Annotated in this window: 24 protein-coding genes; 13 read left to right on the forward strand and 11 right to left on the reverse strand. The window is 71.1% G+C overall.

What is annotated here, in order from left to right:
• Window positions 1–77: 77 nt before the first annotated feature.
• Window positions 78–842: a GntR family transcriptional regulator gene (locus ACFQ79_RS33355; protein ID WP_030320859.1), complete on the reverse strand. Its 765-nt coding sequence runs from the start codon at window positions 840–842 to the stop codon at window positions 78–80.
• A gap of 285 nt (window positions 843–1,127) precedes the next feature.
• Between ACFQ79_RS33355 and ACFQ79_RS33360 the strand changes: the two genes are divergently transcribed.
• The 4 genes from ACFQ79_RS33360 (at window position 1,128) to ACFQ79_RS33375 (ending at window position 5,991) form a co-directional block, all read left to right on the forward strand.
• The gene (locus ACFQ79_RS33360) at window positions 1,128–2,423 is read left to right on the forward strand and encodes an extracellular solute-binding protein (protein ID WP_383590392.1); all 1,296 of its coding nucleotides are present in this window, start codon (window positions 1,128–1,130) and stop codon (window positions 2,421–2,423) included.
• Between the two features lie 149 nt (window positions 2,424–2,572).
• Window positions 2,573–3,595, forward strand: coding sequence for a carbohydrate ABC transporter permease (locus ACFQ79_RS33365; RefSeq protein WP_383590394.1), 1,023 nt, complete (start codon window positions 2,573–2,575; stop codon window positions 3,593–3,595).
• Window positions 3,592–4,458, forward strand: coding sequence for a carbohydrate ABC transporter permease (locus ACFQ79_RS33370; protein WP_383590396.1), 867 nt, complete (start codon window positions 3,592–3,594; stop codon window positions 4,456–4,458). The genes ACFQ79_RS33365 and ACFQ79_RS33370 overlap by 4 nt, the downstream gene beginning before the upstream one ends.
• A 9-nt stretch (window positions 4,459–4,467) precedes the next feature.
• The gene (locus ACFQ79_RS33375; RefSeq protein WP_383590398.1) at window positions 4,468–5,991 is read left to right on the forward strand and encodes a glycoside hydrolase family 3 protein; all 1,524 of its coding nucleotides are present in this window, start codon (window positions 4,468–4,470) and stop codon (window positions 5,989–5,991) included.
• A gap of 74 nt (window positions 5,992–6,065) precedes the next feature.
• On the opposite strand, the gene nagB is transcribed toward ACFQ79_RS33375, so the two are convergent.
• Both nagB and ACFQ79_RS33385 read right to left on the reverse strand, forming a co-directional pair.
• A complete protein-coding gene (nagB, locus tag ACFQ79_RS33380; RefSeq protein ID WP_383590399.1) occupies window positions 6,066–6,851 on the reverse strand; it encodes a glucosamine-6-phosphate deaminase in 786 nt (261 codons plus the stop codon).
• Window positions 6,852–7,067: 216 nt separating this feature from the next.
• Window positions 7,068–7,856, reverse strand: a complete 789-nt coding sequence (locus ACFQ79_RS33385) for an SDR family oxidoreductase (RefSeq protein ID WP_383590401.1) — start codon at window positions 7,854–7,856, stop codon at window positions 7,068–7,070.
• Between the two features lie 83 nt (window positions 7,857–7,939).
• Here ACFQ79_RS33385 and ACFQ79_RS33390 point away from each other — a divergent pair, with 83 nt between their 5' ends.
• Both ACFQ79_RS33390 and ACFQ79_RS33395 read left to right on the forward strand, forming a co-directional pair.
• Window positions 7,940–8,551 carry a TetR/AcrR family transcriptional regulator gene (locus ACFQ79_RS33390; protein WP_383590403.1) on the forward strand — a complete coding sequence of 204 codons (612 nt, stop codon included), beginning with the start codon at window positions 7,940–7,942 and terminating at the stop codon, window positions 8,549–8,551.
• Between the two features lie 417 nt (window positions 8,552–8,968).
• Window positions 8,969–10,435 carry a sensor histidine kinase gene (locus tag ACFQ79_RS33395; protein WP_055598335.1) on the forward strand — a complete coding sequence of 489 codons (1,467 nt, stop codon included), beginning with the start codon at window positions 8,969–8,971 and terminating at the stop codon, window positions 10,433–10,435.
• A gap of 274 nt (window positions 10,436–10,709) precedes the next feature.
• Here ACFQ79_RS33395 and ACFQ79_RS33400 read toward each other — a convergent pair whose 3' ends face one another.
• Both ACFQ79_RS33400 and ACFQ79_RS33405 read right to left on the reverse strand, forming a co-directional pair.
• Entirely contained in the window at window positions 10,710–10,967 is a 258-nt protein-coding gene (locus ACFQ79_RS33400) for a WhiB family transcriptional regulator (RefSeq protein WP_003953983.1), read from the reverse strand.
• Window positions 10,968–11,285: 318 nt separating this feature from the next.
• Window positions 11,286–12,254 (reverse strand): diacylglycerol/lipid kinase family protein, encoded by a 969-nt coding sequence (locus ACFQ79_RS33405; protein ID WP_383590405.1) that lies wholly within the window; start codon window positions 12,252–12,254, stop codon window positions 11,286–11,288.
• A 406-nt stretch (window positions 12,255–12,660) separates the two neighbouring features.
• On the opposite strand from ACFQ79_RS33405, the gene ACFQ79_RS33410 reads away from it, so the two are divergent.
• Entirely contained in the window at window positions 12,661–13,095 is a 435-nt protein-coding gene (locus ACFQ79_RS33410) for a hypothetical protein (protein ID WP_383590407.1), read from the forward strand.
• A gap of 7 nt (window positions 13,096–13,102) precedes the next feature.
• Here ACFQ79_RS33410 and ACFQ79_RS33415 read toward each other — a convergent pair whose 3' ends face one another.
• The 3 genes from ACFQ79_RS33415 to ACFQ79_RS33425 form a co-directional block, all read right to left on the reverse strand.
• Entirely contained in the window at window positions 13,103–14,224 is a 1,122-nt protein-coding gene (locus tag ACFQ79_RS33415) for an RNA polymerase sigma factor SigF (RefSeq protein ID WP_383590409.1), read from the reverse strand.
• A complete protein-coding gene (locus ACFQ79_RS33420) occupies window positions 14,221–14,634 on the reverse strand; it encodes an anti-sigma regulatory factor (RefSeq protein ID WP_019889334.1) in 414 nt (137 codons plus the stop codon). The genes ACFQ79_RS33415 and ACFQ79_RS33420 overlap by 4 nt, the downstream gene beginning before the upstream one ends.
• A gap of 317 nt (window positions 14,635–14,951) precedes the next feature.
• Window positions 14,952–15,212: a UBP-type zinc finger domain-containing protein gene (locus ACFQ79_RS33425; protein WP_383590411.1), complete on the reverse strand. Its 261-nt coding sequence runs from the start codon at window positions 15,210–15,212 to the stop codon at window positions 14,952–14,954.
• 39 nt (window positions 15,213–15,251) lie between these two features.
• On the opposite strand from ACFQ79_RS33425, the gene ACFQ79_RS33430 reads away from it, so the two are divergent.
• Window positions 15,252–16,847 (forward strand): Na+/H+ antiporter, encoded by a 1,596-nt coding sequence (locus tag ACFQ79_RS33430; RefSeq protein ID WP_383590413.1) that lies wholly within the window; start codon window positions 15,252–15,254, stop codon window positions 16,845–16,847.
• On the opposite strand, the gene ACFQ79_RS33435 is transcribed toward ACFQ79_RS33430, so the two are convergent.
• Together ACFQ79_RS33435 and ACFQ79_RS33440 are read right to left on the reverse strand one after the other, a co-directional pair.
• On the reverse strand, window positions 16,823–17,797 hold the full coding sequence (locus ACFQ79_RS33435) for a 1-aminocyclopropane-1-carboxylate deaminase/D-cysteine desulfhydrase (RefSeq protein WP_383590415.1): 975 nt from the start codon (window positions 17,795–17,797) through the stop codon (window positions 16,823–16,825). The two genes, ACFQ79_RS33430 and ACFQ79_RS33435, sit on opposite strands and share 25 nt — an antisense overlap.
• Before the next feature lie 47 nt (window positions 17,798–17,844).
• On the reverse strand, window positions 17,845–18,435 hold the full coding sequence (locus tag ACFQ79_RS33440) for an N-acetylmuramoyl-L-alanine amidase (RefSeq protein WP_383590417.1): 591 nt from the start codon (window positions 18,433–18,435) through the stop codon (window positions 17,845–17,847).
• 287 nt (window positions 18,436–18,722) lie between these two features.
• On the opposite strand from ACFQ79_RS33440, the gene ACFQ79_RS33445 reads away from it, so the two are divergent.
• Window positions 18,723–20,141, forward strand: coding sequence for a family 2B encapsulin nanocompartment shell protein (locus ACFQ79_RS33445; protein WP_073912264.1), 1,419 nt, complete (start codon window positions 18,723–18,725; stop codon window positions 20,139–20,141).
• A 94-nt stretch (window positions 20,142–20,235) separates the two neighbouring features.
• Window positions 20,236–21,291, forward strand: a complete 1,056-nt coding sequence (locus tag ACFQ79_RS33450; RefSeq protein ID WP_376319098.1) for a family 2 encapsulin nanocompartment cargo protein polyprenyl transferase — start codon at window positions 20,236–20,238, stop codon at window positions 21,289–21,291.
• 15 nt (window positions 21,292–21,306) lie between these two features.
• Here the strand turns inward: ACFQ79_RS33450 and ACFQ79_RS33455 are convergent, their stop codons facing one another.
• Window positions 21,307–21,882, reverse strand: a complete 576-nt coding sequence (locus ACFQ79_RS33455; protein WP_383590419.1) for a TetR/AcrR family transcriptional regulator — start codon at window positions 21,880–21,882, stop codon at window positions 21,307–21,309.
• A 109-nt stretch (window positions 21,883–21,991) separates the two neighbouring features.
• Here ACFQ79_RS33455 and ACFQ79_RS33460 point away from each other — a divergent pair, with 109 nt between their 5' ends.
• Genes ACFQ79_RS33460 through ACFQ79_RS33470 form a run of 3 tightly spaced genes read left to right on the forward strand, consistent with a single transcriptional unit; the run spans window position 21,992 to window position 23,387 of the window.
• Window positions 21,992–22,573 carry a dihydrofolate reductase family protein gene (locus ACFQ79_RS33460; RefSeq protein WP_383590421.1) on the forward strand — a complete coding sequence of 194 codons (582 nt, stop codon included), beginning with the start codon at window positions 21,992–21,994 and terminating at the stop codon, window positions 22,571–22,573.
• Between the two features lie 43 nt (window positions 22,574–22,616).
• Window positions 22,617–22,928 carry a hypothetical protein gene (locus ACFQ79_RS33465; RefSeq protein ID WP_383590423.1) on the forward strand — a complete coding sequence of 104 codons (312 nt, stop codon included), beginning with the start codon at window positions 22,617–22,619 and terminating at the stop codon, window positions 22,926–22,928.
• A 42-nt stretch (window positions 22,929–22,970) separates the two neighbouring features.
• Window positions 22,971–23,387 carry a DUF6304 family protein gene (locus ACFQ79_RS33470; protein ID WP_383590425.1) on the forward strand — a complete coding sequence of 139 codons (417 nt, stop codon included), beginning with the start codon at window positions 22,971–22,973 and terminating at the stop codon, window positions 23,385–23,387.
• The last annotated feature ends 151 nt before the right edge of the window (window positions 23,388–23,538 follow it).

Genomic DNA, 23,538 nt, shown 5'->3' on the forward strand with positions numbered 1-23,538 from the left:
GCCGGCCCCCCCACCCGCCGGCCGCCCGCACCCGGTGGGGTGCGGCCGTCCGTGTCGTGCGGTGGTGGCGTCGGCGCTCAGCCGTTGGGGCGCTTGAGGCGCGCCACGAACTTGTACCGGTCGCCGCGGTAGACCGACCGTACCCACTCGACCGGCTCGCCCTCGGCGTCCAGCGAGTGGCGGGAGAGCATCAGCATCGGCAGGCCCACGTCCGTGCCCAGCAGGCCGGCCTCGCGCGGGGTGGCGAGGGAGGTCTCGATGGTCTCCTCGGCCTCGGCGAGGTGCACGTCGTACACCTCGGCGAGGGCGGTGTACAAGGAGGTGTACTTCACAAGCGAACGTCGCAGCGCGGGGAAGCGCTTTGCGGAGAGATGGGTGGTTTCGATCGCCATCGGCTCGCCGCTCGCGAGGCGCAGTCGCTCGATGCGGAGCACCCGTCCGCCGGCCGAGATGTCGAGCAGCCCGGCGAGCGTGTCGTCGGCGGTGACATAGCCGATGTCGAGGAGCTGCGAGGTGGGCTCCAGGCCCTGGGCGCGCATGTCCTCGGTGTACGAGGTGAGTTGCAGCGCCTGGGAGACCTTGGGCTTGGCCACGAAGGTGCCCTTGCCCTGGATGCGCTCCAGGCGGCCCTCGACGACCAGCTCCTGGAGGGCCTGGCGCACCGTGGTGCGCGAGGTGTCGAACTCCGCGGCGAGCGTGCGCTCCGGGGGGACCGGTGTGCCGGGCGGCAGGGTCTCCGTCATGTCGAGCAAGTGCCGCTTCAGTCGGTAGTACTTGGGCACGCGCGCGGTACGGGTGGGTGTCCCGCCCTCCGACTCCGTGCTGCCCGCGTCCGTGGCCATTGCCTGCCTTCCCGACTCCTGTGCTGCTGCCGTCACCGGCTCCTCCGTCTGTCGCGGCTCACATGGTGGCACGGACCGGTCACGGGTCGTCGCCCTCCCTCAGGTGTCGGTCCGATAACGGACGCGACTGCCCTTCTTATACACCCTTGACACCCCTAAAGGTCTAGGCCAAGCTCCGGGTACTGGTCTAAACCATTAAAGACCAGGTCCCAGCCCCACGAGCACTACCTGACGTATGTCTTCGCGCGGTGGGCAGGGGTTGCAGGCATCCCTGAGGAGGGTGGCGTGAAGCGCAAGCTCATCGCGGCGATCGGCGTCGCAGGCATGATGGTCTCTATCGCTGCGTGTGGTTCCGACAGTGACAAGGGTAAGGACGGCGCCAAGGCGCCGGCCGGGGGCGACAAGACCCTGACCGTCTGGGTCATGGACGGTTCCGCGCCGGACGCGTGGATGGCCGAGGTGAACAAGGCCTTCGAGGCCAAGCACCCGGGCGTCAAGGTCAAGGTCGAGAAGCAGATCTGGAACGGCATCCAGGAGAAGGTCACCACCGCGCTCTCCGAGGACACCCCGCCGGACGTTCTGGAGCTCGGCAACACGCAGACCGCGGGCTACGCCGTGACCGGCGGCCTCGCCGACCTGTCCGGCGACAAGGCCACGCTGGGCTACGACGCCTGGAACAAGGGCATGGTCGCCTCCAACGAGCTGGACGGCAAGCTCTACTCGGCCCCGTGGTACGCCGCCAACCGTGTCGTCGTCTACGACAAGGCCGCCTTCAAGAAGGCCGGTGTCACCCCGCCCAAGACCCGCGCCGAGTGGATCGACGGCCTGAAGAAGCTCAAGGCGTCCGACCCGAAGTCGCAGGCGATCTACCTGCCGGGCCAGTCCTGGTACGTCCTCGCCGGCCTCATCTGGGACGAGGGCAGCGACCTCGCGGTCAAGGACGGCGACAAGTGGAAGGGCAACCTGTCCTCCCCCGAGGCCGTCAACGCCATGAACTTCTACAAGGAGCTGGCGTCCTACTCCACCGCTCCGAAGGACAAGGACGAGGCGACCCCGCAGCAGTCCACCGACATCGTCCCCAAGGGCGGCGTGGCGTCCTGGATCGGTCTCGGCTGGGAGGCCGGCGGCGCGATCGACGCCATGAAGAAGGCCGGCAAGACCGCCGACTTCGGTTACTTCCCGATCCCGGGCAAGACGGCCGACAAGCCGGGCTCCGTCTTCCTCGGCGGCTCGAACCTCGCCATCGCCGAGCGCTCCCAGAACAAGGACCTCGCGAAGGAGTGGCTGGCGCTCGCCGCCGGCAAGGAGTACATGACGAAGTACGCCACCGCCACCGAGGGCGCGCTGCTTCCGAACACCGACGCCGCGCAGTTCAAGCCGGCCGCCGGCTCCTTCGCCGAGGCCATGGCCGCCTCCTCCGCCTCCGGCAAGGTCACCCCGGTGACCCCGGGCTGGGCGAACGTCGAGACCGCCCCGAACCCGATCAAGGACTTCATGACCAAGGTCCTGAAGGGTGAGGACGCCAAGACCGCCGGCGAGGCGGCCGACAAGGTCATCAACGAGCGCATCAACCAGCAGTAATCAGCAGCACCAGCAGTAATCCGTAGCCCGGTGGTGCGGCCGGTCACGCACCGGCCGCACCATCGGCGCTTCACGAGTGATCAGCGGCCCGCTCCCCCGGGCCGCGCCCCGGTGGGCGCGGGAGCCCCAGAACCGCGAGGAATAAGACCATGACCGTGGACTCCCAGGGGACGGCGACCGCCGATCCTCAGGACGCGCCCGGGAGGGCGGCAGGGAAGTCTCAGACTCCGCCACCCCCTTCGGGCCCGAAGGAAGTCCTTAAGCCTTCGCGCGGCAGACGTTCCCTGCCCAGCGGGTGGCTGCCCTATCTGCTCGTCGCGCCTGCCCTGCTGTCCATGGCGGTGCTGCTGCTCTACCCGCTGATCCGCAATGTGATCCTCTCCTTCCAGGAGCTCAACCGGAAGGAGTTCATCACCCGCGAGACCGTCTGGACCGGCTTCGACAACTACACCGAGCTCCTCGGTGACCCGGACTTCTGGACCGTCGTCGTCCGAAGCGTCGTCTTCACGGCCGTCAACGTCGCGCTCATCATGGCGATCGGCACGGGCATAGGCCTGCTGCTCAACCGCCTGGGCAAGAAGATGCGACTGGTCCTCTCGCTGGCCCTGATGTTCGCCTGGGCCATGCCGATCGTCGCCTCCGTCACGGTGTTCCGCTGGCTCTTCGACGAGCAGTTCGGCGTCGTGAACTGGCTGATGCGCACCCTGGGCTTCGACGGCTACGAGCAGCACAACTGGTTCGAGACCGGGTTCTCCACCCTCGTCATCATCATGATCCTGCTGGTCTGGGGCTCCATCCCGTTCGTCGCCCTCAACATGTACGCCGCCCTGACCACCATCGGGTCCGAGCTGTACGAGGCCGCGAAGATGGACGGCGCCAGCGGCTGGCGCACCTTCTGGGCCGTGGTCTTCCCGAACCTGAAGTCCTTCTTCATGATCACGACGTTCCTGGAGATCATCTGGATCTTCAAGGCGTTCGCCCAGGTCTACGCCATGAACCTGGGTGGCCCCGACCGCGGCTCCGAGACGCTCCCCGTCTTCGCCTACATCGAGGGCGTCGGCCAGTTCCACTACGGTGTCGCCGCCGCCATCTCCATCCTGACGATCGTGATGCTCATCGCGGTCATGTCCTTCTACTTCCGCCTGATCCTGAAGGAGGAGGAGGAGCTGTGAGCGCCACCACCGAGACTCCGCAGAAGCTGCGCACCAGGAAGCCGCTCACGGTCGGCGTGGTCGCCAAGAACCTGACCGCCCTCGTGCTCGCGGTCGTGTTCGTCTTCCCCGTGTACTGGATGTTCTCGTCCTCGCTGAAGCCGCAGCACGAGATCATGACGAAGGATCCCGTCTTCGTCTTCACCCCGACGTTCGAGAACTACACGACCGCCACCGGCGTCGACCTCTTCTGGACGTACGTGACCAACAGCCTCATGGTCACCATCGGTGCCGTGGTGCTCGCCCTTCTCGTCGCGCTGGCCGCGAGCTTCGCGATCGCCCGGATGAAGTTCAAGGGACGCAAGGGCATCGTCCTCATCGTGATGATGGCGCAGATGGCCCCCTGGGAGGTCATGGTCATCGCGATGTACATGATCTCCCGTGAGAACGACATGCTGAACAGCATTCCGATGCTCACGCTCATCTACTTCGTGATGGTCCTCCCCTTCACCATCTGGACCCTGCGCGGCTTCATCGCCGCCGTCCCGGTCGAGCTGGAGGAGGCCGCGCAGATCGACGGCTGCACCCGCGGTCAGGCGTTCCGCAAGGTGATCTTCCCGCTGCTCGCCCCCGGCCTGATGTCGACCTCGCTCTTCGGCTTCATCACCGCCTGGAACGAGTTCGCCATGATCCTCATGCTGAACAAGGAGAAGGAGTCGCAGACCCTGACGCTCTGGCTGACCCAGTTCCAGACCGCGTTCGGCAGCGACTGGGGCGCCACCATGGCCGCCTCCACGCTCTTCTCGCTCCCCGTGCTCGTCGTTTTCCTCTTCCTCCAGCGCAAGGCCGTCGGCGGCATGACCGCCGGCGCGGTGAAGGGATAAGGGCTCCCCATGACCACACTCGTACACGGCACGGACACCCTGACCCGTGACGCGCTCACGGTGCTCCAGCCCGGGTTCGTCGGCACCACCGCGCCCGACTGGCTGCTCCGCCGCATCGGCGAGGGCCTGTCGTCCGTCGGCCTGTTCGGCCGGAACATCGTCAGCCCCGAGCAGCTCGCCGCGCTCACCGCCCAGCTGCGGGCCGAGCGGGACGACGTCCTCGTCGCCATCGACGAGGAGGGCGGCGACGTCACCCGCCTCGAGGTCAAGCAGGGCTCCTCGTTCCCCGGCAACTACGCCCTGGGCAGCGTCGACGACGTCGAGCTCACCCGGGCCGTGGCCCGCGAACTCGGCCGCCGGCTCGCGGCCTGCGGCGTCGACCTCAACTGGGCGCCGTCCGCCGACGTCAACTCCAACGCCGAGAACCCGGTCATCGGCGTCCGGTCCTTCGGGCCCGACCCGGACCTGGTCGCCCGGCACACCGTGGCGTACGTCGACGGCCTCCAGGGCGTCGGGGTCGCGGCCTGCACCAAGCACTTCCCCGGACACGGCGACACGAACGTGGACTCCCACGACGCGCTGCCCCGGATCGATGTGGACCTCGCCACACTGCACGCCCGTGAGCTGGTGCCTTTCCGCGCGGCCGTCGCCGCGGGTACCAAAGCGGTGATGAGCGCGCATATCCTGCTCTCCGCGCTCGACCCCCACCGTCCGGCCACCCTGAGCCCGCAGATCCTCACCGGTCTGCTGCGCCAGGAGCTGGGCTTCGAGGGACTGATCGTCACCGACGGCATGGAGATGCAGGCCGTCGCGGCGACGTACGGCATCGAGCGCGGATCCGTCCTCGCCATCGCCGCGGGCGCCGACGCCATCTGCGTCGGCGGCGGGCTGTGCGACGAGGACACCGTGCTGCAGCTGCGCGACGCTCTCGTCACTGCGGTACGGACCGGTGAACTGCCCGAGGAGCGGCTGGCCGACGCCGCGGCGCGCGTGCGCGCCCTGGCGGCCTGGACCCAGGCGCATCGGGCCAGGGGGGCTGAATCGGTGTCGGGCGCGGCAGTGCAGGAGGGGACCGCGCCCGGCGCCGACATCGGACTCGTCGCCGCCCGCCGGGCCCTGAAGGTGACCCGGGGGGAGCGGCCGTACACCCCGGTGACCAGCGCCCCCTACGTGGCCTCCTTCACCCCCGTCGCGAACTTCGCGGTCGGTGACGAGACCCCCTGGGGCGTCGCCGCCGAGCTGGAGCGGCTGCTGCCCGGCACGGAGACCGGCTCCTACGCCGACTCGTCCGTGGACGCCCTCCTCGCCGCCGCGGGGGAGCGGAGGATCGTGGCGGTCGTCCGCGACGCCCACCGGCACGCGTGGATGACCGAGGCCCTGGACGCCCTGGTCGCGGCCCGCCCCGACACCGTCGTGGTCGAGATGGGCCTCAACGAGGCGGAGCCCCGCGGGGCCCTGCACATCGCCACGCACGGCGCGGCCCGGGTCTGCGGCCGCGCGGCCGCCGAGGCCGTCGTCGGCACCGGCGTCTGACGGGACGTACGCGAAGGGGCCCGGCACCTGAACAGGTGCCGGGCCCCTTCGTCGTGCACGGGGTTCCGGGCGGCTCAGATGCCCTGCCAGGACGGCTTGTTCGCGAAGGTGTGACGGAAGTAGTCCGCGAGCTTCAGCTTGGAGGCGGCGGCCTCGTCCACCACGACCGTGGCGTGCGGGTGCAGCTGGAGCGCGGAGGCCGGCACGAGCGCCGCCACCGGGCCCTCGACGGTCTGCGCCACGGCCTCGGCCTTGCCCTCGCCGGTGGCGAGCAGCACCAGGTGACGGGCCTCCAGGATGGTGCCGATGCCCTGGGTGATGACGTGGTGCGGCACCTGCTCGATGTCGTTGTCGAAGAAGCGGGCGTTGTCCACGCGGGTCTGCTCGGTGAGCGTCTTGATCCGGGTGCGGGAGGCGAGCGAGGAGCACGGCTCGTTGAAGCCGATGTGCCCGTCGGTGCCGATGCCGAGGATCTGCAGGTCCACGCCACCGGCCTCGGAGAGCGCGGTGTCGTACGCCTCGCAGGCCGCCAGGACGTCCTCGGCGGAGCCGTCGGGGCCCATGAAGGCCTCCTGGGAGAGCCCGAGCGGCTCGACGACCTGGCGGAGCACGGTGGAGCGGTACGACTCGGGGTGGCCCGAGGGCAGTCCCACGTACTCGTCCAGCTGGGCGATCCGGGCCCGCGAGGCGTCCACGGAGCCGGCCTTGACCTGGGCGATCAGGGCGTCGTAGATGGGCAGCGGAGTCGAGCCGGTGGCCACGCCGAGCAGCGCGTCGGGCTTGCGGCGCAGGAGGTCGGCGATGCCGTCCGCGATGAGCTCGCCGCCCGCCTTGGCGTCCTTGACGATGACAACTTCCACGCTGTGCCTGCCGATCTGGTGAGGGGCTGGTGAGGAGCCATGTGGTATAGACCAATCAAAGCCAAATCTAGCAGAGGAGGGGCCTTCCCCTCATGCCGTTCCGCCCCCCGGACGCCCCCGCCGCCTCCATGGTCGACCGCCCCTGCCCCACCAGCCACTCGAACCCCCAGGGGTGCTTTGTCGATCAGGCCGGACGGGCTCCTGCCCCTCCCGGGGTCAGGCGATCGACCCCCCCGTCGCGTCGATCCACTGCCCCGTCACCCAGCGCCCGTCGGGCGAGGCCAGGAAGGCCACCACGTCGGCTATGTCCTCGGGGGTGCCGACCTTGCCCAACGCCGACATCGCCGCCGCTCCCGCCCATGCCTCGTCGTTCCCCCGCAGCCAGCCCGCGTTGATGTCGGTGTCCACGATCCCCGGCGCCACCGCGTTGACCGTGATCCCCCGCGCGCCCAGCACCTTCGACAGATAGCGGGTGAACACGTCGAGCGCGCCCTTCGACATCGCGTACGCCATCAGGTCCGGCATCACCGCCGCGTGCGAGAGGCCCGTCGAGACGTTCACGATCCGGCCCCCGTCGCGCAGCCGCTCCACGCCGAGCTGTGCGAGGAAGAACGGCGCCCTGGTGTTGACGGCGAAGATCCGCTCGTACTCCTCCGCGCCGATCGTCGCGAACGGTGCGGAGGTCCCGATCCCCGCGTTGTTCACCAGGATGTCCAGACCGTCGGCGTGGGCGTCGAAGGCCGTCCACAGCGCCTCCGCATCCCCCGGGACCCCCAGCTCCTGCCCGATGGCGAAGGCCTCACCGCCGGCGGCCTCGATCGCCGCCACCGTCTCCTTCGCCGCCGCCTCGTTGCTCCCGTAGTGCACGGCGACCCGCGCACCGTCCCGGCCGAGCCGCTCGGCGATCCCCCGCCCGATGCCCCGGCTGCCACCCGTCACCAGTGCGGTCCGCCCGGCCAGCCTCCCGGCCCGCTGCTCCGTGGTCCTGCTGTCGAGCACGCCCATGGCGACGCCCCCCTCATTTCTGTAGCGGTCGTTATGAAAAGACCGTACCCCACTTCCGTAGCACCCGCTATAGAATTCACTCCATGGTGACGACACAGCGTGGCCGCCCCCGCTCCTTCGACCGGCTCACGGCCCTCGAGAAGGCCACGATGGCCTTCTGGGAGCACGGCTACGAGACGACCTCCGTCGCCGATCTCACCCGCGCCATGGGCATCAGCGCCCCCAGTCTCTACGCGGCCTTCGGCGACAAGAAGACGCTGTTCGAGGAGGTCGTCGAGGCGTACGCCGGCTCGTACGGCGCGTACGGCGGCCGGGCCTTCGCGGAGGAGACGACCGCCCGCGGCGCCATCGGCCGGGTCCTGAGCGAGGCCGCCGAGCTCTTCACGGAGCCCGGCCACCCCCGCGGCTGCCTGATGATCTCCGCCGCGGTCAACTGCTCGACCCCCGAGGTCGAGGAGGCCCTGCGCGAGCGCAGGAACCGCAATCTGGCCTCCTTCGAGTCCCGGATACGCCAGGGAGTCGACTCAGGGGAGCTGCCGGCCGACACCGACGCCCGGGCCCTCGCGCGCTTCAGCGGCGCCGTCCTCCAGGGAATGTCCCAGCAGGCCCGCGACGGGGCGACGGAGGAGGAGCTGGCGGCCGTCGCGGCGACGGCGATGCGGGCCTGGCCGCCGCCCCGCACGGCGGGGGAGTAGGGGCAGAGGGGCTCGGTTCCGCCGCCCGCCGGCCCCGGAAACACCCGCGGGCCGCGGAAGCGCCCACGTCACCGGAAAGACACCCGCCGGCCCCGGAAACACCCGCGGGCCGCGGCGCCCGGCGGGACCCTCAGCCCGCCCGGCACCGCAGCCCGGAGTTTTGCTCCGGCCGGGGGTGTGCGGTCCCTCGGCCGTGTGGGAGGTCTCGACGCAGTCAGGGCAGAGAGCGTCGGGTACCTCGTTCCATCCTCCTGTGCGGGGAGGATGGAGGTCTATCGCATTCATTGTGGACTAGACCATTCTTGTCTGTCCATCCACAGGAACACGGTCCTTCCTGGCCCATCCTCCAGTACGGAGCCCCGGAGATCCAGGTTCACCGCCCCTTTATTCCGCGGGTACGCTCGCACCGTGCCCTCCATGAACGACCTCGTACGCCAGCACACCGCCCTGAGCGACTCGGACCTCGAGTGGCTCCACCTGCTGGTGTCGGAGTGGCAGCTGCTCTCCGACCTCTCCTTCGCCGACCTCGTCCTCTGGGTCCCGACCCTCGACGGAACGCGGTACGTCTCCGTCGCGCAGATGCGGCCGAACACCGGTCCCACCTCCTACCAGGACGACATGGTCGGCCACCTCGTGCCGCGCGGCCGCCGCCCGCTGCTCGACGCCGCCCTCGACGAGGGCAGGATCGTCCGTGAGGGCGACCCGGAGTGGCGCGAGGAGGTGCCGGTGCGGGTCGAGTCCATCCCCGTCCGCCGCGAGGGCCGCGTCCTCGGCGTCATCGCCCGCAACACCAACCTGCTGACCGTCCGCACCCCCTCCCGCCTGGAGCTCACCTACCTCCAGTCGGCCTCCGACCTCGCCCAGATGATCGCGGCCGGGACCTTCCCCTTCCCCGGTGAGCAGGTCGACATGGACTCCTCGCCCCGGGCCGGCGACGGACTCGTCCGCCTCGACGCCGAGGGGATCGTCCAGTACGCCTCGCCCAACGCCCTCTCCGCGTACCACCGGCTCGGCCTCGCCGCCGACCTCGTCGGCCAGCACCTGGGCCAGATCACCGCGGAACTCGCCCCCTCCCGCGGACCGGTGGACGAGGCCCTGGTCACGCTGGCCTCCGGCTACGCGCCGCGCGAGTTCGAGGTCGAGGGGAACGGCGGTGTGATCCAGCTCCGGGCCATCCCGCTCAAGCCGAAGGGCACCCGCATCGGTTCGCTCGTCCTGCTCCGGGACGTCACCGAACTGCGCCGTCGCGAGCGCGAGTTGATCACCAAGGACGCCACCATCCGGGAGATCCACCACCGGGTGAAGAACAACCTCCAGACGGTGGCCGCCCTGTTGCGCCTCCAGGCCCGACGGATGGACTCCGAGGGCGGCCGCGAGGCCCTCAACGAGGCCGTGCGGCGCGTCGGTTCGATCGCGATCGTCCATGAGACGCTGTCCCAGAACCTGGACGAACGGGTGGAGTTCGACGAGATCGCCGACCGCGTGATCGCGATGGTCGCCGAGATCTCCCCGGGTCGGGTGACCTGCCGGCGCAACGGCCGCTTCGGCATTCTCGACGCCGAGGTCGCGACCCCGCTCTCGATGGTCCTCACCGAGATCCTCCAGAACGCCCTGGAGCACGCGTTCGCCCCGGGCGACGAGGGCGCCGTCGAGGTCACCGCCGTACGGGGCGAGCCCAGGCCCGACGCCCGACTCCTGATCACGGTCCAGGACGACGGCCGCGGTCTGCCCGAGGGATTCGACCCGCAGCGAGCCGGCAACCTCGGTCTGCAGATCGTACGGACCCTGGTGGAAGGGGAGTTGGGCGGATCCTTCGACATGCTGCCGGGCGCCGAGCGCGGTACGAAGGTGGTCCTCGACATTCCCGTGCAGCCGCAGAAGTAGCGGTCGTGGAGCAACGGCCGCAGAAGGAGCAGCCGCAGGGGCAACAGCCCTGGAAGCAACAGCCGTAAAAGCAGGGGCCGTAGAGCGGCCGTAGAAATACCCGTCGCGGAAGGCGCAGCCGTGGTGACGGCGACCACGGACACAGCAGCGAGCCCCGGACCGAAGAAGTCGGTCCGGGGCTCGAATGCTGTGGGTTACTACTGCGCGCTGCGGCTCAAGGGCGGTGATTGCATACGCGATGTATGCGCCGCTCGCCTCAGGCTGTCGGTGGGCGTCAGGCGCTGGCGTTACGCGCCCGGTTGCGAGCGGCACGGCGCTTCATCGCGCGGCGCTCGTCCTCGCTGAGGCCACCCCAGACGCCGGAGTCCTGGCCGGACTCGAGCGCCCACTGCAGGCACTGCTCCATGACGGGGCAGCGGCGGCAGACGGCCTTGGCTTCCTCGATCTGCAGCAGCGCAGGACCGGTGTTGCCGATGGGGAAGAACAGCTCGGGGTCTTCCTCACGACAAACGGCGTTGTGACGCCAGTCCATGGCTGCTACCTCTCTAGGGTGTTACAAGCTGGTTGCTTGTGAATGTGAACGCTTTCACGAATCCCCCCGCAAGGGAAGGGCCGACTGCCAGATCAACTGGTGTGGTCCTAAGACTGAGGAGGGGTTCTGGCTCTCAGTGGAGGCCGGTGTTGCGGGCCGTCCCGATCGCCAAGAAGAGACTCCCAAACCCCGGCAACGGATACAACCCCTTCCGGAAAGTTTTTTTTGATTCCTCGGTGTCGGCTAGGTCACAGCCGTACTTCTAAGGGGTGGATGCGCGCCTAAACGTTCGAGTGAAAGGACTTTGGGCCCTTCCACTCACACAATCACACGCAGTGCACGGCGTACGCCTGTGAACGTCACGCTCGTACGCAGTCCCAGGTGGTCTCCGTCCATCTGCAGGGGGAGGGGAACCTTGGAATGCAAGGTGAAGTCGGTCAGGTCGTGCAGAGTTGCCGCATGCTTGCCGCGCGGGCCCCGTTCCGGGGTCGAGGTGAGCAGCTGGGTGGCGTAGCGGGCCACCGCCGGGGTGGAGAGACGGCGCAGTCCGAGCACGTCCAGCGCGGTTTCGAAGGAGGCCTCCGGGGACGCGTACACCGGGCGATTGCCCAGGTAGGTCCAGGGGGAGGTGTTGCAGATTATGGAGAGGACCAGGTCCTCGACCGGCTCGGCGCCGGGGCGCTCCAGGGTGATCGTGCCGTGCCGGCGGTTCGGTTCCTCCAGGAACTGGCGCACCACCTGGCGCAGGTAGAGGGCGTGGGTGGATCTCTTTCCGCGCTCCCGCTGCTGTTCGACCCGGCCGATGACGCTGGCGTCGAAACCGAGACCGGCGCAGAAGGTGAACCAGCGGGACGGGACGGATTCGTCCTCCGTGCCCGGCGTTCCCGAGGCGAGACCGAGGCTCACTGTGCGTGCCCGCCGCTCACGCAACGCGTCGAGCAGGGCGCCGGTCGCCTCCACGGCGTCGTTCGGCAGTCCGAGGGCGCGGGCGAACACGTTCGTCGATCCGCCGGGGACGACCGCGAGGCCCGGGAGCCGGTCGGGGTCGGGCCCGCCGTGCAGCAGTCCGTTCACGACCTCGTTCACCGTGCCGTCGCCGCCGAGGGCCACGACCAGGTCGGTCGTGCCGGAGTCCGCGGCCCGCCGGGCGAGGTCCCGCGCGTGCCCGCGGTACTCGGTGGTGACCGCCTCCAGCTTCATCTCGCTCGCGAGCGCGTGGATGAGCACGTCACGGGTGCGGGCACTGGTGGTGGTGGCTGCCGGGTTGACCACGAGAAGTGCGCGCATGAGCGCCAGGGTACCTACCCGGCGGTACCGGGCCCAGTCCAGCCCGATCCCTGGACGTATCCACCCGCCCCCGGGCAAGCACGACGCCCCGGCCCCGGGCGCCGTGTCCACCCGGTCCCGGGCAAGCTTGACGGCCCGGCCCGGCCCGGCCCGGCCCGGCCCGGCCCGGCCCGGCCCCGGCTCCGTGTCCGCCCGGTCCCGGGCAAGCGGGAACGCCCGGCTCCGGCGGCGGGCTCCCCTCGGCTCCGGCGACCGGCTCCCCTCGGCTCCGGGGACGGGCGGCCCGCCCGGGCCCCGGCCCCGGCGCCCCGCCTGTCCGGCTTCGCCGCCCTGGACCGTCCGGCTTCTCGGGGGCGCTCTCGCCCGGCTTCGGCCGGGCCGGGCCGCCCCCGCTACCCTGCCCTGTATGAGCAGTCCCGCTGAGAGCAGCGCCGAGCAGACCCCCCGCCCCGCCCGACTCGCCGCCGCGGCGGCCGTGGCCGGTGTCGAGGCCCTCGGCCTCTTCGCCGGGGGTGTCTACATGCTCGTGCACGCGCTGACCGGGACGTCCGACGACCTCACCGGCGCCGCGACGGGCGCCGTGACGCTCGTCGCACTCGGACTCATCCCGCTCGCCGCCGCCCGTGGCCTGTGGACGCGCCGTTCCTGGAGCCGCGGTCCGGCCGTGATCACCCAGATCCTGGCCCTGCCGGTCGCCTGGCAGATGCTTCAGGCGAACAGCGTGATGATCCCGGCCGGCATCGTCCTCGGCGTCCTGGCCGTCACCGGGCTCGTCCTCCTGGTGAACCCGGCCACGACCGAGGCGCTCGGCATCCGGCGCCCCGGTCAGGACACCACGTAGCGGCCCCTCACTCCTCCACCAGAAGCTTCTCCCGCAGCTGTGCCAGGGTCCGGGCCAGCAGTCTGGAGACGTGCATCTGCGAGATGCCGACCTCCTGCGCGATCTGCGACTGGGTCATGTTCCCGAAGAAGCGAAGCAGCAGGATCCGCTTCTCCCGGGGCGGCAGGTCCTCGAGCAGCGGCTTGAGCGACTCGCGGTACTCGACCCCCTCCAGGGCCTCGTCCTCCGCGCCGAGCGTGTCCGCCACCGCGGGCGACTCGTCGTCCGTGTCGGGGACGTCCAGGGAGAGCGTCGAGTAGGCGTTCGCCGACTCCAGACCCTCCAGGACCTCCTCCTCCGAGATCCCGAGCCGCTCGGCCAGCTCGTGCACGGTCGGCGAGCGGCCGTGCTGCTGGGAGAGCTCCGCCGTCGCCGTGGTCAGCGAGAGCCGCAGCTCCTGGAGCCGGCGCGGCACCCGGACCGCCCAGCCCTTGTCGCGGAAGTGGCGCTTGATCTCGCCGACGACCGTCGGGGTCGCGTACGTCGAGAACTCGACGCCGCGCTCCGGGTCGAACCGGTCCACCGACTTGATCAGACCGATGGTCGCGACCTGCGTCAGGTCGTCCAGCGGCTCGCCGCGGTTGCGGAAGCGCCGGGCCAGGTGCTCGACCAGCGGCAGGTGCATCCGCACCAGCTGGTTGCGCAGCTCGGCCTTCTCCGGGGAACCCTCCGGCAGCTCACGCAGCGTGATGAAGAGCGCGCGGGCGCCGCTCCGGTCGTGCGGGTCCGGGACGACGGGAACGTCGGGGACGTCGTCGGGCGCGTCCCCGTCCTCCGCCTTCTCCGCCTCCGCGACCGGCTCCGAGGCCGCCTCCGCGACCGGCTCCGAGGCCGTCCCCGCGACCGCCTCCGAGGCCGTCCGTGCGACGCCCTCGGTGGCCGGCTCCGCGGTCGCCGCCGCGGTCCCGCCCGCTTCGGAGGAGGAGCCCTCCGCACGCGCGGGGCCCCGGGGGGCCTCGGAGACGCCTGGTGTCTCGGGAACCTCGTGGTGCTGCTCGTGCTCGCTCATCTGGTCCGCCTGCTCCGTAGCGACCTCATACGGCCGTGCCTGCTGCTCAGGGATGCCGGCCGTCGCGTCCCCGCGCCTCACGCCGGGCCTGGCCCCGCGCCGCGCTGTTTGTACAGGCTGATCGAGACCGTACGGTCGTCGGCCACCGACGATTCCACCTTCCCGGCCAGTGCCGACAGCACCGTCCAGGCGAAGGTGTCCCGCTCGGGCGCCCGGCCGTCCGTGGTCGGGGCGGAGACGGTGACGTCGAGGGAGTCGTCGACCAGCCGGAAGACACAGCTGAGGACGGATCCCGGCACGGCCTGCTGGAGCAGGATGGCGCAGGCCTCGTCGACCGCGATCCGCAAGTCCTCGATCTCGTCGAGGGTGAAGTCCAAGCGCGCCGCGAGGCCGGCCGTGGCCGTACGCAGCACGGACAGATAGGCACCCGCAGCGGGCAGCCGGACTTCCACGAAGTCCTGGGTCCCGGGCTCGCCTGCGATCTGGGACACCCTCACCTCCAAGGTGGCACAAGCTCATTCGGGGCTCGGGGGGAGAGGCCCCCGAACCGGGCGGTACGCAGGGGGCTGCGCAGTCCGCCGTGACGCTATCGCGATCCGTCCCGCCGTGTCGCCGCGCACCCCTGCCCCCACCGGCCCCGGTCGCCGGTCGTCACCCATGGTAGGCCCATGGGTGCGGACGGTGGGTAGGGGTCTGCGGGGGCCGAAAGCGAGCGACCGGCGGAGGGGTGACGTACCCAACCGTGGGGCGGGCGAATCGTCGAACGGCCGAATCGCCCGACGGTCGGACCATCGGCCCGGCCGGGGACTCAGACGATCGACCCGTCCACGAAGCACCAGCGCCAGGCCTCGCCCGGCTCGAAGGTCCGCATCACCGGGTGCCCCGTGGCGGTGAAGTGCCCCGTCGCGTGCTGCCCCGCCGACGAGTCGCAGCAGCCCACGTGCCCGCAGGTCAGACAGAGCCGCAGCTGGACCGGATGCGTACCTTCCGCCAGGCACTCCGGGCAGGTGTCGGCCAGCGGCGCCGGTTCGGGGCGCGGCATTTCGGCAACGTGCGGGCACTCGCTCATGATGGCCAGGTTACGTTGCGGGACGAGACGGGGACGGGCATGGACGCTCTACAGCTGGTGGCACTCGTGGCGGCGAGTGCGGCGATCGCGGGGGTCGCCCGCAGGACCCCGGTGCCCGCACCGCTGCTCCTGGTCGCCGCCGGTCTCGCCGCCGCCTACGTCCCCGGGGTGCCGGACTACACCCTCGACCCGCACATCGTGCTGCCGCTGATCCTGCCCCCGCTCCTCTACACGGCGGCCGTCGACTCCTCGTACCTCGACCTGCGGGCCAACATCCGGCCCGTCGCGCTGCTCTCCGTCGGGTACGTCCTCTTCGCCACCGTGGCCGTGGGCTGGCTCGCGTACGTCCTCGTGCCCGATCTGCCGCTCACCGCCGCCCTGGTGCTCGGCGCGGTCGTCGCGCCGCCGGACGCGGTCGCCGCCACCGCCATCGCCCGCAAGCTCGGCCTGCCGAACCGGATCACCACGATCCTCCAGGGCGAGTCCCTGGTGAACGACGCCACCGCCATCACCGCGTACAAGGTCGCCCTCGCGGCGGCCGTCGGGGAGGGCCTGAGCTGGGCCGGCGGCCTCGGGGAGTTCGCGCTCGCGGCCCTCGGCGGCATCGGTGTCGGCCTGGTCCTGATGGTCCCCATCCACTGGCTGCGCCGGGGCCTCGGGGACTCCCTCCTGCAGAACACGCTCTCCCTCCTCATCCCCTTCGTCGCCTACGCGGCGGCCGAGGAGGTCCACGCCTCCGGCGTCCTCGCCGTCGTCGTGGTCGGCCTCTTCCTGGGCCACCGGGCCTGGCAGGTCGACTTCGCGACCCGGCTCCAGGAGGAGGCGGTCTGGAAGATGGTCGCCTTCGTCCTGGAGTCCGCCGTCTTCGCCCTGATCGGCCTTCAGCTGCCGTACGTCGTCCGGGAACTCGGGCCGTACGGGATCGGCGAGGCGGCCTGGTACGCGGCCGGGGTGTTCGTCGCGGTGGTCGTGGTCCGGTTCGTCTGGGTCTATCCCGCGACCTTCCTGCCCCGGCTCTCCGCCCGGATCAGGGAACGGGAGCCGGAGGTGGACTGGAGGGCCCCGCTCGTCGTCGGCTGGGCGGGCATGCGCGGGGTGGTCTCGCTGGCCATCGCCTTCTCCATCCCCGTGGTCACCGACGGCGTGGAGTTCCCGGCCCGCAACCTCGTCCTCTTCCTCACCTTCACCACCGTCATCGGGACCCTGGTCGTGCAGGGCCTCACCCTGCCGCCCCTGATCCGCTTCCTGAAGCTCCCCGGAAAGGACCGGTACGCGGAGACCCTGGCCGAGGCGCAGGCCCAGAGCGAGGCCTCGCAGGCCGCCGAGGAGCGCCTCGACGCCCTGCTCGCCGACGAGCGCAACGCCCTGCCGAAGCCCCTCGCCGACCGGCTCCGCACGGTCCTGGAACGACGCCGCAACGCGGTCTGGGAGCGGCTCGGAGCCGTCAACGCGGTCACCGGGGAGACCGCGGACGACACCTACCGGCGCCTGTCGCGCGAGATGATCGACGCCGAGCGCGAGGTCTTCGTGCAGCTGCGTGACGCCCGGCGGATCGACGACGAGATGATGCGGACGCTGCTCCGCCGGCTCGATCTGGAGGAGGCCGCCGCCTACCGCGAGGAGTCCGCGGGCTGAGCTCCGCCCTCCTGCCGGCCCTCGCCCTTCCCCTCGGCCCCGCCCTTCTGCCGGGGGGTGTCCGGGGCGCCCGTGACGACCGCCACGAGCCGGGTGCCCGCCGGGAACGCGCCCTCCTCCGCCAGGGTCGTGAGGCCGAGCAGCATTTTGGCCACATACAGCCGCTCGATGGCGAGTCCGTGCCGCGCCTCGAAGTCGCGTGCGAACGCGTCCAGAACCGGGGACACGCGCGCGTAGCCCCCGCCGTGGAAGCGCTCGTCCAGGCTCCAGTCGCCGCGTGGACCGCCGAACGCCGCCTCCTGGAGGGCGCGTACCTCCGCGCCCAGGAAACCGCCCTTGAGGACCGGGACGCCCAGGGCCCGCTGCCCCGCACCCAGGCCGGCCGCGAGACCCGCCAGGGTGCCGCCCGTGCCGCAGGCGACCGCGACGGTGTCCGCGCGTCCGGCGAGCTCCCGGCCCAGCTCCACGCACCCCTGGACGGCGAGGGCGTTGCTGCCGCCCTCGGGGACCACGTACGCGTCCGCGGGGGCCCGGTCCAGGAGCAGCGCGCGCGTGGCCGGGTCGTTCTTCGCGCGGTACGTGGCCCGGTCCACGAACACGAGCCGCATCCCGTCCGCCGCGCACCGCGCGAGCGAGGGGTTGAGCGGCCGCCCGGCCAGCTCGTCGCCCCGCACGATCCCGACCGTGGGGAAGCCGAGCAGCCGTCCGGCGGCCGCCACCGCGCGCAGGTGGTTGGAGTACGCGCCGCCGAAGGTCAGCACGGGACGGCCGTCCGCCGCCGCCAGGTTGAGCGCGAGCTTGCGCCACTTGTTGCCCGGCAGATCGGGGTGGATCAGGTCCTCGCGCTTGAGCGACAGCGTGAGCCCGCGCCGGGTGAAGCGCTCGTCCTCCACCGGCTCGAGGGGCGAGGGGAGCCGGGGCCGCAGGCGGGCGAGGTCGAACGCGTTCACCAGGTCATTGTCCGTGTGCCGGGCCGTGGTCGGCGCGCACCGTGCGGTCAGCGCAGGAGGTCGGCCACCCGCTCGCGCATCGAGGCCATCGTGAAGCCGCGCGGATCCACCTTCCCCGGCTGCCACTCCCGGTGCCCGATGACCGAGCGCTGCGTCCAGCCGTGCACCCGGCACAGCGCGGCCGCCGCCTTCGCGATGGCCTCCAGCTGGACCTTCGGCCACGGGTCCACGCCGTCGCCGAGGTTCTCGCACTCGAAGCCGTAGAAGTACCGGTTGCCGTCCGTGGTGGCCTCGTCGTCCCGGGGCAGGCCCTGCTCGGCGATGACCGCCCTGAGGACCTCGTCGTCGCCGAGGCCCGCGTGGTTGGCGCGGCCGTAGCCGACGAGGTGGACGGTGCCGTCCTTGGCGATCACGCCGTGGCAGAGGGGGCCCGGCAGGCCCTCGTAGCCGTCGCGGCAGATCCGGACGGTGTTGGCGGTGCCGCGGGTCACGGTGTGATGGATCATCACGCCGTGCACGGGGCCCCAGGGGCCCTTGTGGTTGCGGTTGTGGGTGGACCATTCGCCGACCTGGACGACCGCGAGGCCCGCGTCGCGCAGCGCGTCGAGGAACCTGCTCGCGGACATGGGGGTGGACATGACCGACTCCCTTCGGAGGACGGGTGGGGGCTTCCGGAACACCGGAGTCCGGCGTACCGGAGGTTCCGGAGTACCGGACTCCGCCACTCCGCTGCCATCCGTTCGCACGGTGTGCGAGCCGATCCGGACAGGACCCCACGGGGCGGGTGGGACTCCGCTGTTCGGATGGAAATCACGTGACATGCCCCGAAGATCGTCGAACAGTCCCACTCGAATGTGTAATGGCGCCGACACGTTCCGTGCTGGAAGGCTTCGTCTCGCAACTCAGTCATACGAGAGGGAGTTCCATGTCCGTTGGTTCGGTTGGCGACGAGGTCCGCGTCGCGGAGCAGCAGGCGCCGCAGCAGAGTCTCGGCACCGCGGCCGCGCGGAACCTCGCCACGACCACCAAGTCGGCGCCGCAGATGCAGGAGATCACCTCACGGTGGCTGCTGCGGGCGCTGCCCTGGGTCCAGGTGCAGGGTGGTACCTACCGGGTGAACCGGAGGCTCAGCTACTCCGTGGGGGACGGCCGGGTCACCTTCGTCCAGACCGGGGAGCGCGTCGCGGTCATCCCCGCCGAGCTCGGCGAACTCCCCGTCCTGCGCGGCTACGAGGACGAGGAGGCCCTGACCGAGCTCGCGGCCCGCTGCCGCCAGCGGGAGTACGCGGCGGGTGAGGTCGTCGCCGTCGCCGGCGAGCCGACCGACCGGGTCCATCTCCTCGCGCACGGCCGCATCGAGCAGATCGGCGAGGGGCCGTACGGCGACGAGGCCGTCCTCGGAGTCCTCGCCGACGGCGCGTACTTCGGCGACAACGCCCTCGTCGACCCGGAGGCCACCTGGGAGTGGTCCGCCCGCGCCGCCACCGCCTGCACGGTCCTGGAGCTCACCAGGGACGACGTGCGGAACCTCGCGGAGCGGGCCGGCTCGCTCGCCGCCCACCTCGCGAGCGTGGCCGCCCTGCCCCACCAGCGGACCAACAAGTACGGCGAGGCCGAGATCGACCTCTCCGCGGGCCACGTCGGCGAGGCCGTCGTCCCGCACACGTACGTCGACTACGACGCCTCGCCCCGCGAGTACGAGCTGAGCGTCGCCCAGACCGTGCTGAAGGTGCACAGCCGCGTCGCCGACCTCTACAACCAGCCGATGAACCAGACCGAGCAGCAGTTGCGGCTCACGGTCGAGGCGCTCCGCGAGCGCCAGGAGCACGAGCTGGTCAACAACAAGGAGTTCGGCCTCCTCGCCAACTGCGACTACGAGCAGCGCCTCCAGCCCCACGACGGCGCCCCCAGCCCCGACGACATGGACGAGCTGCTCTCCCGCCGCCGGGGATCCAAGCTCTTCCTCGCCCACCCGCGCGCCATCGCCGCCTTCGGCCGCGAACTCAACAAGCGCGGTCTGGTGCCCGAGACGATCGACATCAACGGCAACCGCATCCCGACCTGGCGCGGTGTGCCGATCTACCCCTGCAACAAGATCCCGGTCTCGGACGCCCGGACCACCTCGATCATCTGCATGCGTACGGGTGAGGCCGACCAGGGCGTGATCGGCCTGCACCAGACCGGCATCCCCGACGAGATCGAGCCGAGCCTCTCCGTCCGCTTCATGGGCATCGACGAGCAGGCGATCATCTCCTACCTGGTCACGGCCTACTACTCGGCGGCGATCCTCGTCCCGGACGCGCTCGGTGTCCTGGAGAACGTCGAGGTCAGCCGCTGGCGTTGAGCCGACGACGCCCGGGGGCGGGGACCGAACCCTCCCGCCCCCGGGCGCTCCCGGCTCGTCGCCGCGCAGCATCGCCACGGAGGAGACGAAGGAAGTGACCGTGACCATTGCCGGCGGGGACGCCGTCACCGACGGTCAGGGGGCCGTGCGCCTCCTGGACCGGACGCGGGCGGCCGTCCATCCCCAACTGCGCTCGACCGTCGAGACCCTGCCCGGTTCGATGCGGCGGGTCGCGATGTACCACTTCGGCTGGGAGCACGCCGACGGCACCCCGGCCACGGAGCAGCCGGGCAAGGCCATCAGGCCCGCCCTGGTCCTGGCGGCGGCCCGCGCGCTCGGCGCCGACGAGGGCCCGGCGGTGAGGGCCGCGGCCGCGGTGGAGCTCGCGCACAACTTCACCCTGCTCCACGACGACATCGTCGACGAGGACGTGACCCGGCGGCACCGGCCCACCGCCTGGACGGTCTTCGGCATCCCGGACGCGCTGATCGCAGGTGACGCGATGAGCGCGCTCGCCCTGCGGATGCTCGCCGAGGATCCGCACCCTGCCTCGGCGGCCGCGTCCGCGCGGCTCGCCGCCTGCGTCATCGAGCTCTGCGCGGGACAGCAGGCGGACTGCGCCTTCGAGCAGCGGGCGCCTCGCGAGGTCTCGCTCGACGAGTGCCTGGCCATGGCCACCGCCAAGACCGGCGCGCTGCTCGGCGCCTCCTGCGCCATCGGCGCGCTCTACGCGGGCGCGGGGGAGGAGGAGGTCGCGGCGATGGACGCGTTCGGCCGGGAGGCGGGTCTCGCCTTCCAGCTGATCGACGACCTCATCGGGATCTGGGGCGACCCGGACCGTACGGGCAAGCCCGCCGGGGCCGATCTGGTCGCGCACAAGAAGTCGCTGCCGGTGGTGGCGGCGCTCGCCTCGGGGACGCCGGCGGGCGACGAACTGGCCGAGCTGTACGCCCGCCCGGTTCTCGACGCCGCGGCGGTGCGTGCGGCCGCGGACGCGGTGGAGCGGGCCGGCGGGCGCGACTGGGCGCAGGACCAGGCGGCCGAGCGGATGGGCCGCGCCGTAGAGCATCTGGCCCAGGCGGTTCCGGACCTGGCGGCGGCGGGGGACATGCTGGCGCTCGCGGAGTTCGTCACGCGGCGCACGCGCTGAGGTCCCTGGGGTTCGTCAGGCCTCGGGGACGATCCGGTCGACCACCGTCCCGATCAGGTCGTCCAGGTCCCGGTCGCCGTGCAGTCCGGGGACCGTGAAGTGGTCGAGCAGCAGCCCGGTGAGGGCGAAGTAGAGCAGCCGGACGGTGTCCGCGTCCCCGGGCATCCCGGCCTCCAGGTGCCCCTGGATGTTCGCGTCCAGATCGCTCCGGAGCACCTTGGTGAGCTGGGTCCGCAGCTCGGGGCGGCGCACCGCTTCGAGACGGAGCTCGAAGAGTCCGAGGTAGCAGGTGCGCTCGGCGGCGAGCCGCTGGGCGACCTGGCGCATGAGCTCGTAGACCAGGGCGCGGCTCGGCGCCGGCAGCATGGCGGTCTCGATGACTCCGGGCTCGGGCGTGAGCCGGACGAAGATCCGGTCGGCGACCTCGGAGAGGACCTGGTCCCGGTCGCGGAAGTAGTTGGACGAGGTGCCCGTGGGGACCCCGGCGCAGGCGTCGACCGCGCGGAAGGTCAGCCCGCGGGCACCTTCGTCCGCCAGGACCTGGATGGCGGCGTCGAGCAGCGCCGTACGTCGTTCGGGGTTTCTCGCCATGTCGTGTTCCTCCTTCTACAAAATAGGGCTTGCACAACCACTACAGATGAAGCACTATAACCGTCGTGGTTGCGATCGCGGCCACGATCCGTAGTGGAAGAGGACCGGTTTGCGCAAGCTCACGTACTTCATCGCCTGCACCATCGACGGCTTCATCGGTGACCCCAAGGGCGATGCCACGTCCATGTACCAGTTCGTGGACGCCGAGTTCCTGGAGTTCCTGACCGGCGAGTACCCGGAGACCGTCTCGGCGCAGGGCCGGGAGATGCTCGGGATCGACGCCGAGAACAAGCGATTCGACACCGTCGTCCAGGGGCTGGGCTCGTACCGCATCGCCTTGGACATGGGCGTCACCAGCCCGTACGCCCACCTGCGGGAAGTCGTCGCCACCCGCTCGCTCACCGAGTCGCCCGACGCGAACGTCGAGCTGATCGCCGACGACCTCGTCGGCCGCATCCGCGAGCTCAAGGCCGAGGACAGCCCCCTGGACGTCTGGCTCTGCGGCGGCTCCACGATCGCCGGCGAGCTCATCGAGGAGATCGACGAGCTGATCATCAAGACCTACCCGCAGGTGTACGGCTCCGGCATGCCGATGTTCGGCGCCGACTTCGAGCCCCGCGACTTCGAGCTGAAGGACCTGCGCGTCTTCGGCAACGGCGCGTTCGTCCGTACGTACACCAGGAAGCGGTAGACGGCAGAAGGCGCTCCCGTGCGAGCCGTCCTACCCTGGTTGCATGGGTGACGAGGCGCCTCACACGACGCGGGACCCCAGCGCCGGGCACGACTGCTCGGCCTGTGGGCAGCCGCGAGCGACGACGGCCACCCGGCACAAGGTCCTCGGGGCCTGGGTGCCGGAGTGGGAAGTGCAACCCTGCCGCAACCCGGACTGCAGGCTCTACGAGGGTCTGGAGGCGGACCTGGGCGAGAGCGTGCGCACGGCTGCCGACGTGGTCGCGGGCACCCGCCCCGTCGCGGGTGCGGAAGCCGCGAGCACGCACGTGACCGGCAAGAACGGCGAGATCGGGAGAAGTCAGGCCACGGGGTGACCGGACGCGCGCCGGAGCCGGTCCTACGGTTACAGTCCGCGCATGTCATCGGAGTCGACGGAAGTCTGGACCGGCTGGTACCGGGACCGCAGCGGCGCGGAAGCGATCGTCATCACGGCCGACGGGCGGCATGTCGCCACCCGGATCAGGGGGATCGAGTACACGGGCGAGGGTTTCGCCGCGCTCAGCGCGGCGGAGGGCGGGCAGGCCCTCACTGCCTGCGTCCTGGAGTGGGACCTGCCGCTCCCCGTCGTCACGGACGGCGCCTCCCAGCAGGCCACGCTGGCCTGCCTGCTGACCCTCGGTGAGCGCGCGGACCTCAGCCTGACGCTGCACTACGGCGGCGCCGCCTTCGAAGCGTGCGTCGCCGGGGGTGACTTCGACGGGGCCCTCGAACGGGTCAGGCGCCAGCTGCCGCCCGGCGCGGACTTCGGCCGCCGACTGCTCCAGGCGGCCTGAGGGCTGCTTCTGGCCGTCTGAAGGCGGCTTCAGACGGCTTTCAGGCGTCCTCAGGGCCGCTTCGGGCGGTCTGAGGGCCGCTCCGGCGGCGGCCCCGTGAGCACGCGTACCGGAACGGAGAACGAGGACGGCGGCGCCCCGGGGAGGGGGC

This window comes from Streptomyces sp. NPDC056480 (assembly GCF_042795405.1).
Classification (GTDB): Bacteria; Actinomycetota; Actinomycetes; order Streptomycetales; family Streptomycetaceae; genus Streptomyces.

Bases quoted from the DNA above. Each gene is read 5' to 3' on its own strand.
- ACFQ79_RS33400 (WP_003953983.1), bottom strand. From the start codon at position 10,967: ATGGACTGGCGTCACAACGCCGTTTGTCGTGAGGAAGACCCCGAGCTG.
- ACFQ79_RS33365 (WP_383590394.1), top strand. From the start codon at position 2,573: ATGACCGTGGACTCCCAGGGGACGGCGACCGCCGATCCTCAGGACGCG.
- ACFQ79_RS33410 (WP_383590407.1), top strand. From the start codon at position 12,661: ATGAGCAGTCCCGCTGAGAGCAGCGCCGAGCAGACCCCCCGCCCCGCC.
- ACFQ79_RS33385 (WP_383590401.1), bottom strand. From the start codon at position 7,856: ATGGGCGTGCTCGACAGCAGGACCACGGAGCAGCGGGCCGGGAGGCTG.
- ACFQ79_RS33405 (WP_383590405.1), bottom strand. From the start codon at position 12,254: ATGCGCGCACTTCTCGTGGTCAACCCGGCAGCCACCACCACCAGTGCC.
- ACFQ79_RS33470 (WP_383590425.1), top strand. From the start codon at position 22,971: ATGTCATCGGAGTCGACGGAAGTCTGGACCGGCTGGTACCGGGACCGC.
- ACFQ79_RS33390 (WP_383590403.1), top strand. From the start codon at position 7,940: ATGGTGACGACACAGCGTGGCCGCCCCCGCTCCTTCGACCGGCTCACG.
- ACFQ79_RS33445 (WP_073912264.1), top strand. From the start codon at position 18,723: ATGTCCGTTGGTTCGGTTGGCGACGAGGTCCGCGTCGCGGAGCAGCAG.
- ACFQ79_RS33465 (WP_383590423.1), top strand. From the start codon at position 22,617: ATGGGTGACGAGGCGCCTCACACGACGCGGGACCCCAGCGCCGGGCAC.
- ACFQ79_RS33455 (WP_383590419.1), bottom strand. From the start codon at position 21,882: ATGGCGAGAAACCCCGAACGACGTACGGCGCTGCTCGACGCCGCCATC.
- ACFQ79_RS33425 (WP_383590411.1), bottom strand. From the start codon at position 15,212: ATGAGCGAGTGCCCGCACGTTGCCGAAATGCCGCGCCCCGAACCGGCG.
- ACFQ79_RS33395 (WP_055598335.1), top strand. From the start codon at position 8,969: ATGAACGACCTCGTACGCCAGCACACCGCCCTGAGCGACTCGGACCTC.
- ACFQ79_RS33440 (WP_383590417.1), bottom strand. From the start codon at position 18,435: ATGTCCACCCCCATGTCCGCGAGCAGGTTCCTCGACGCGCTGCGCGAC.
- ACFQ79_RS33375 (WP_383590398.1), top strand. From the start codon at position 4,468: ATGACCACACTCGTACACGGCACGGACACCCTGACCCGTGACGCGCTC.
- ACFQ79_RS33430 (WP_383590413.1), top strand. From the start codon at position 15,252: ATGGACGCTCTACAGCTGGTGGCACTCGTGGCGGCGAGTGCGGCGATC.
- ACFQ79_RS33355 (WP_030320859.1), bottom strand. From the start codon at position 842: ATGGCCACGGACGCGGGCAGCACGGAGTCGGAGGGCGGGACACCCACC.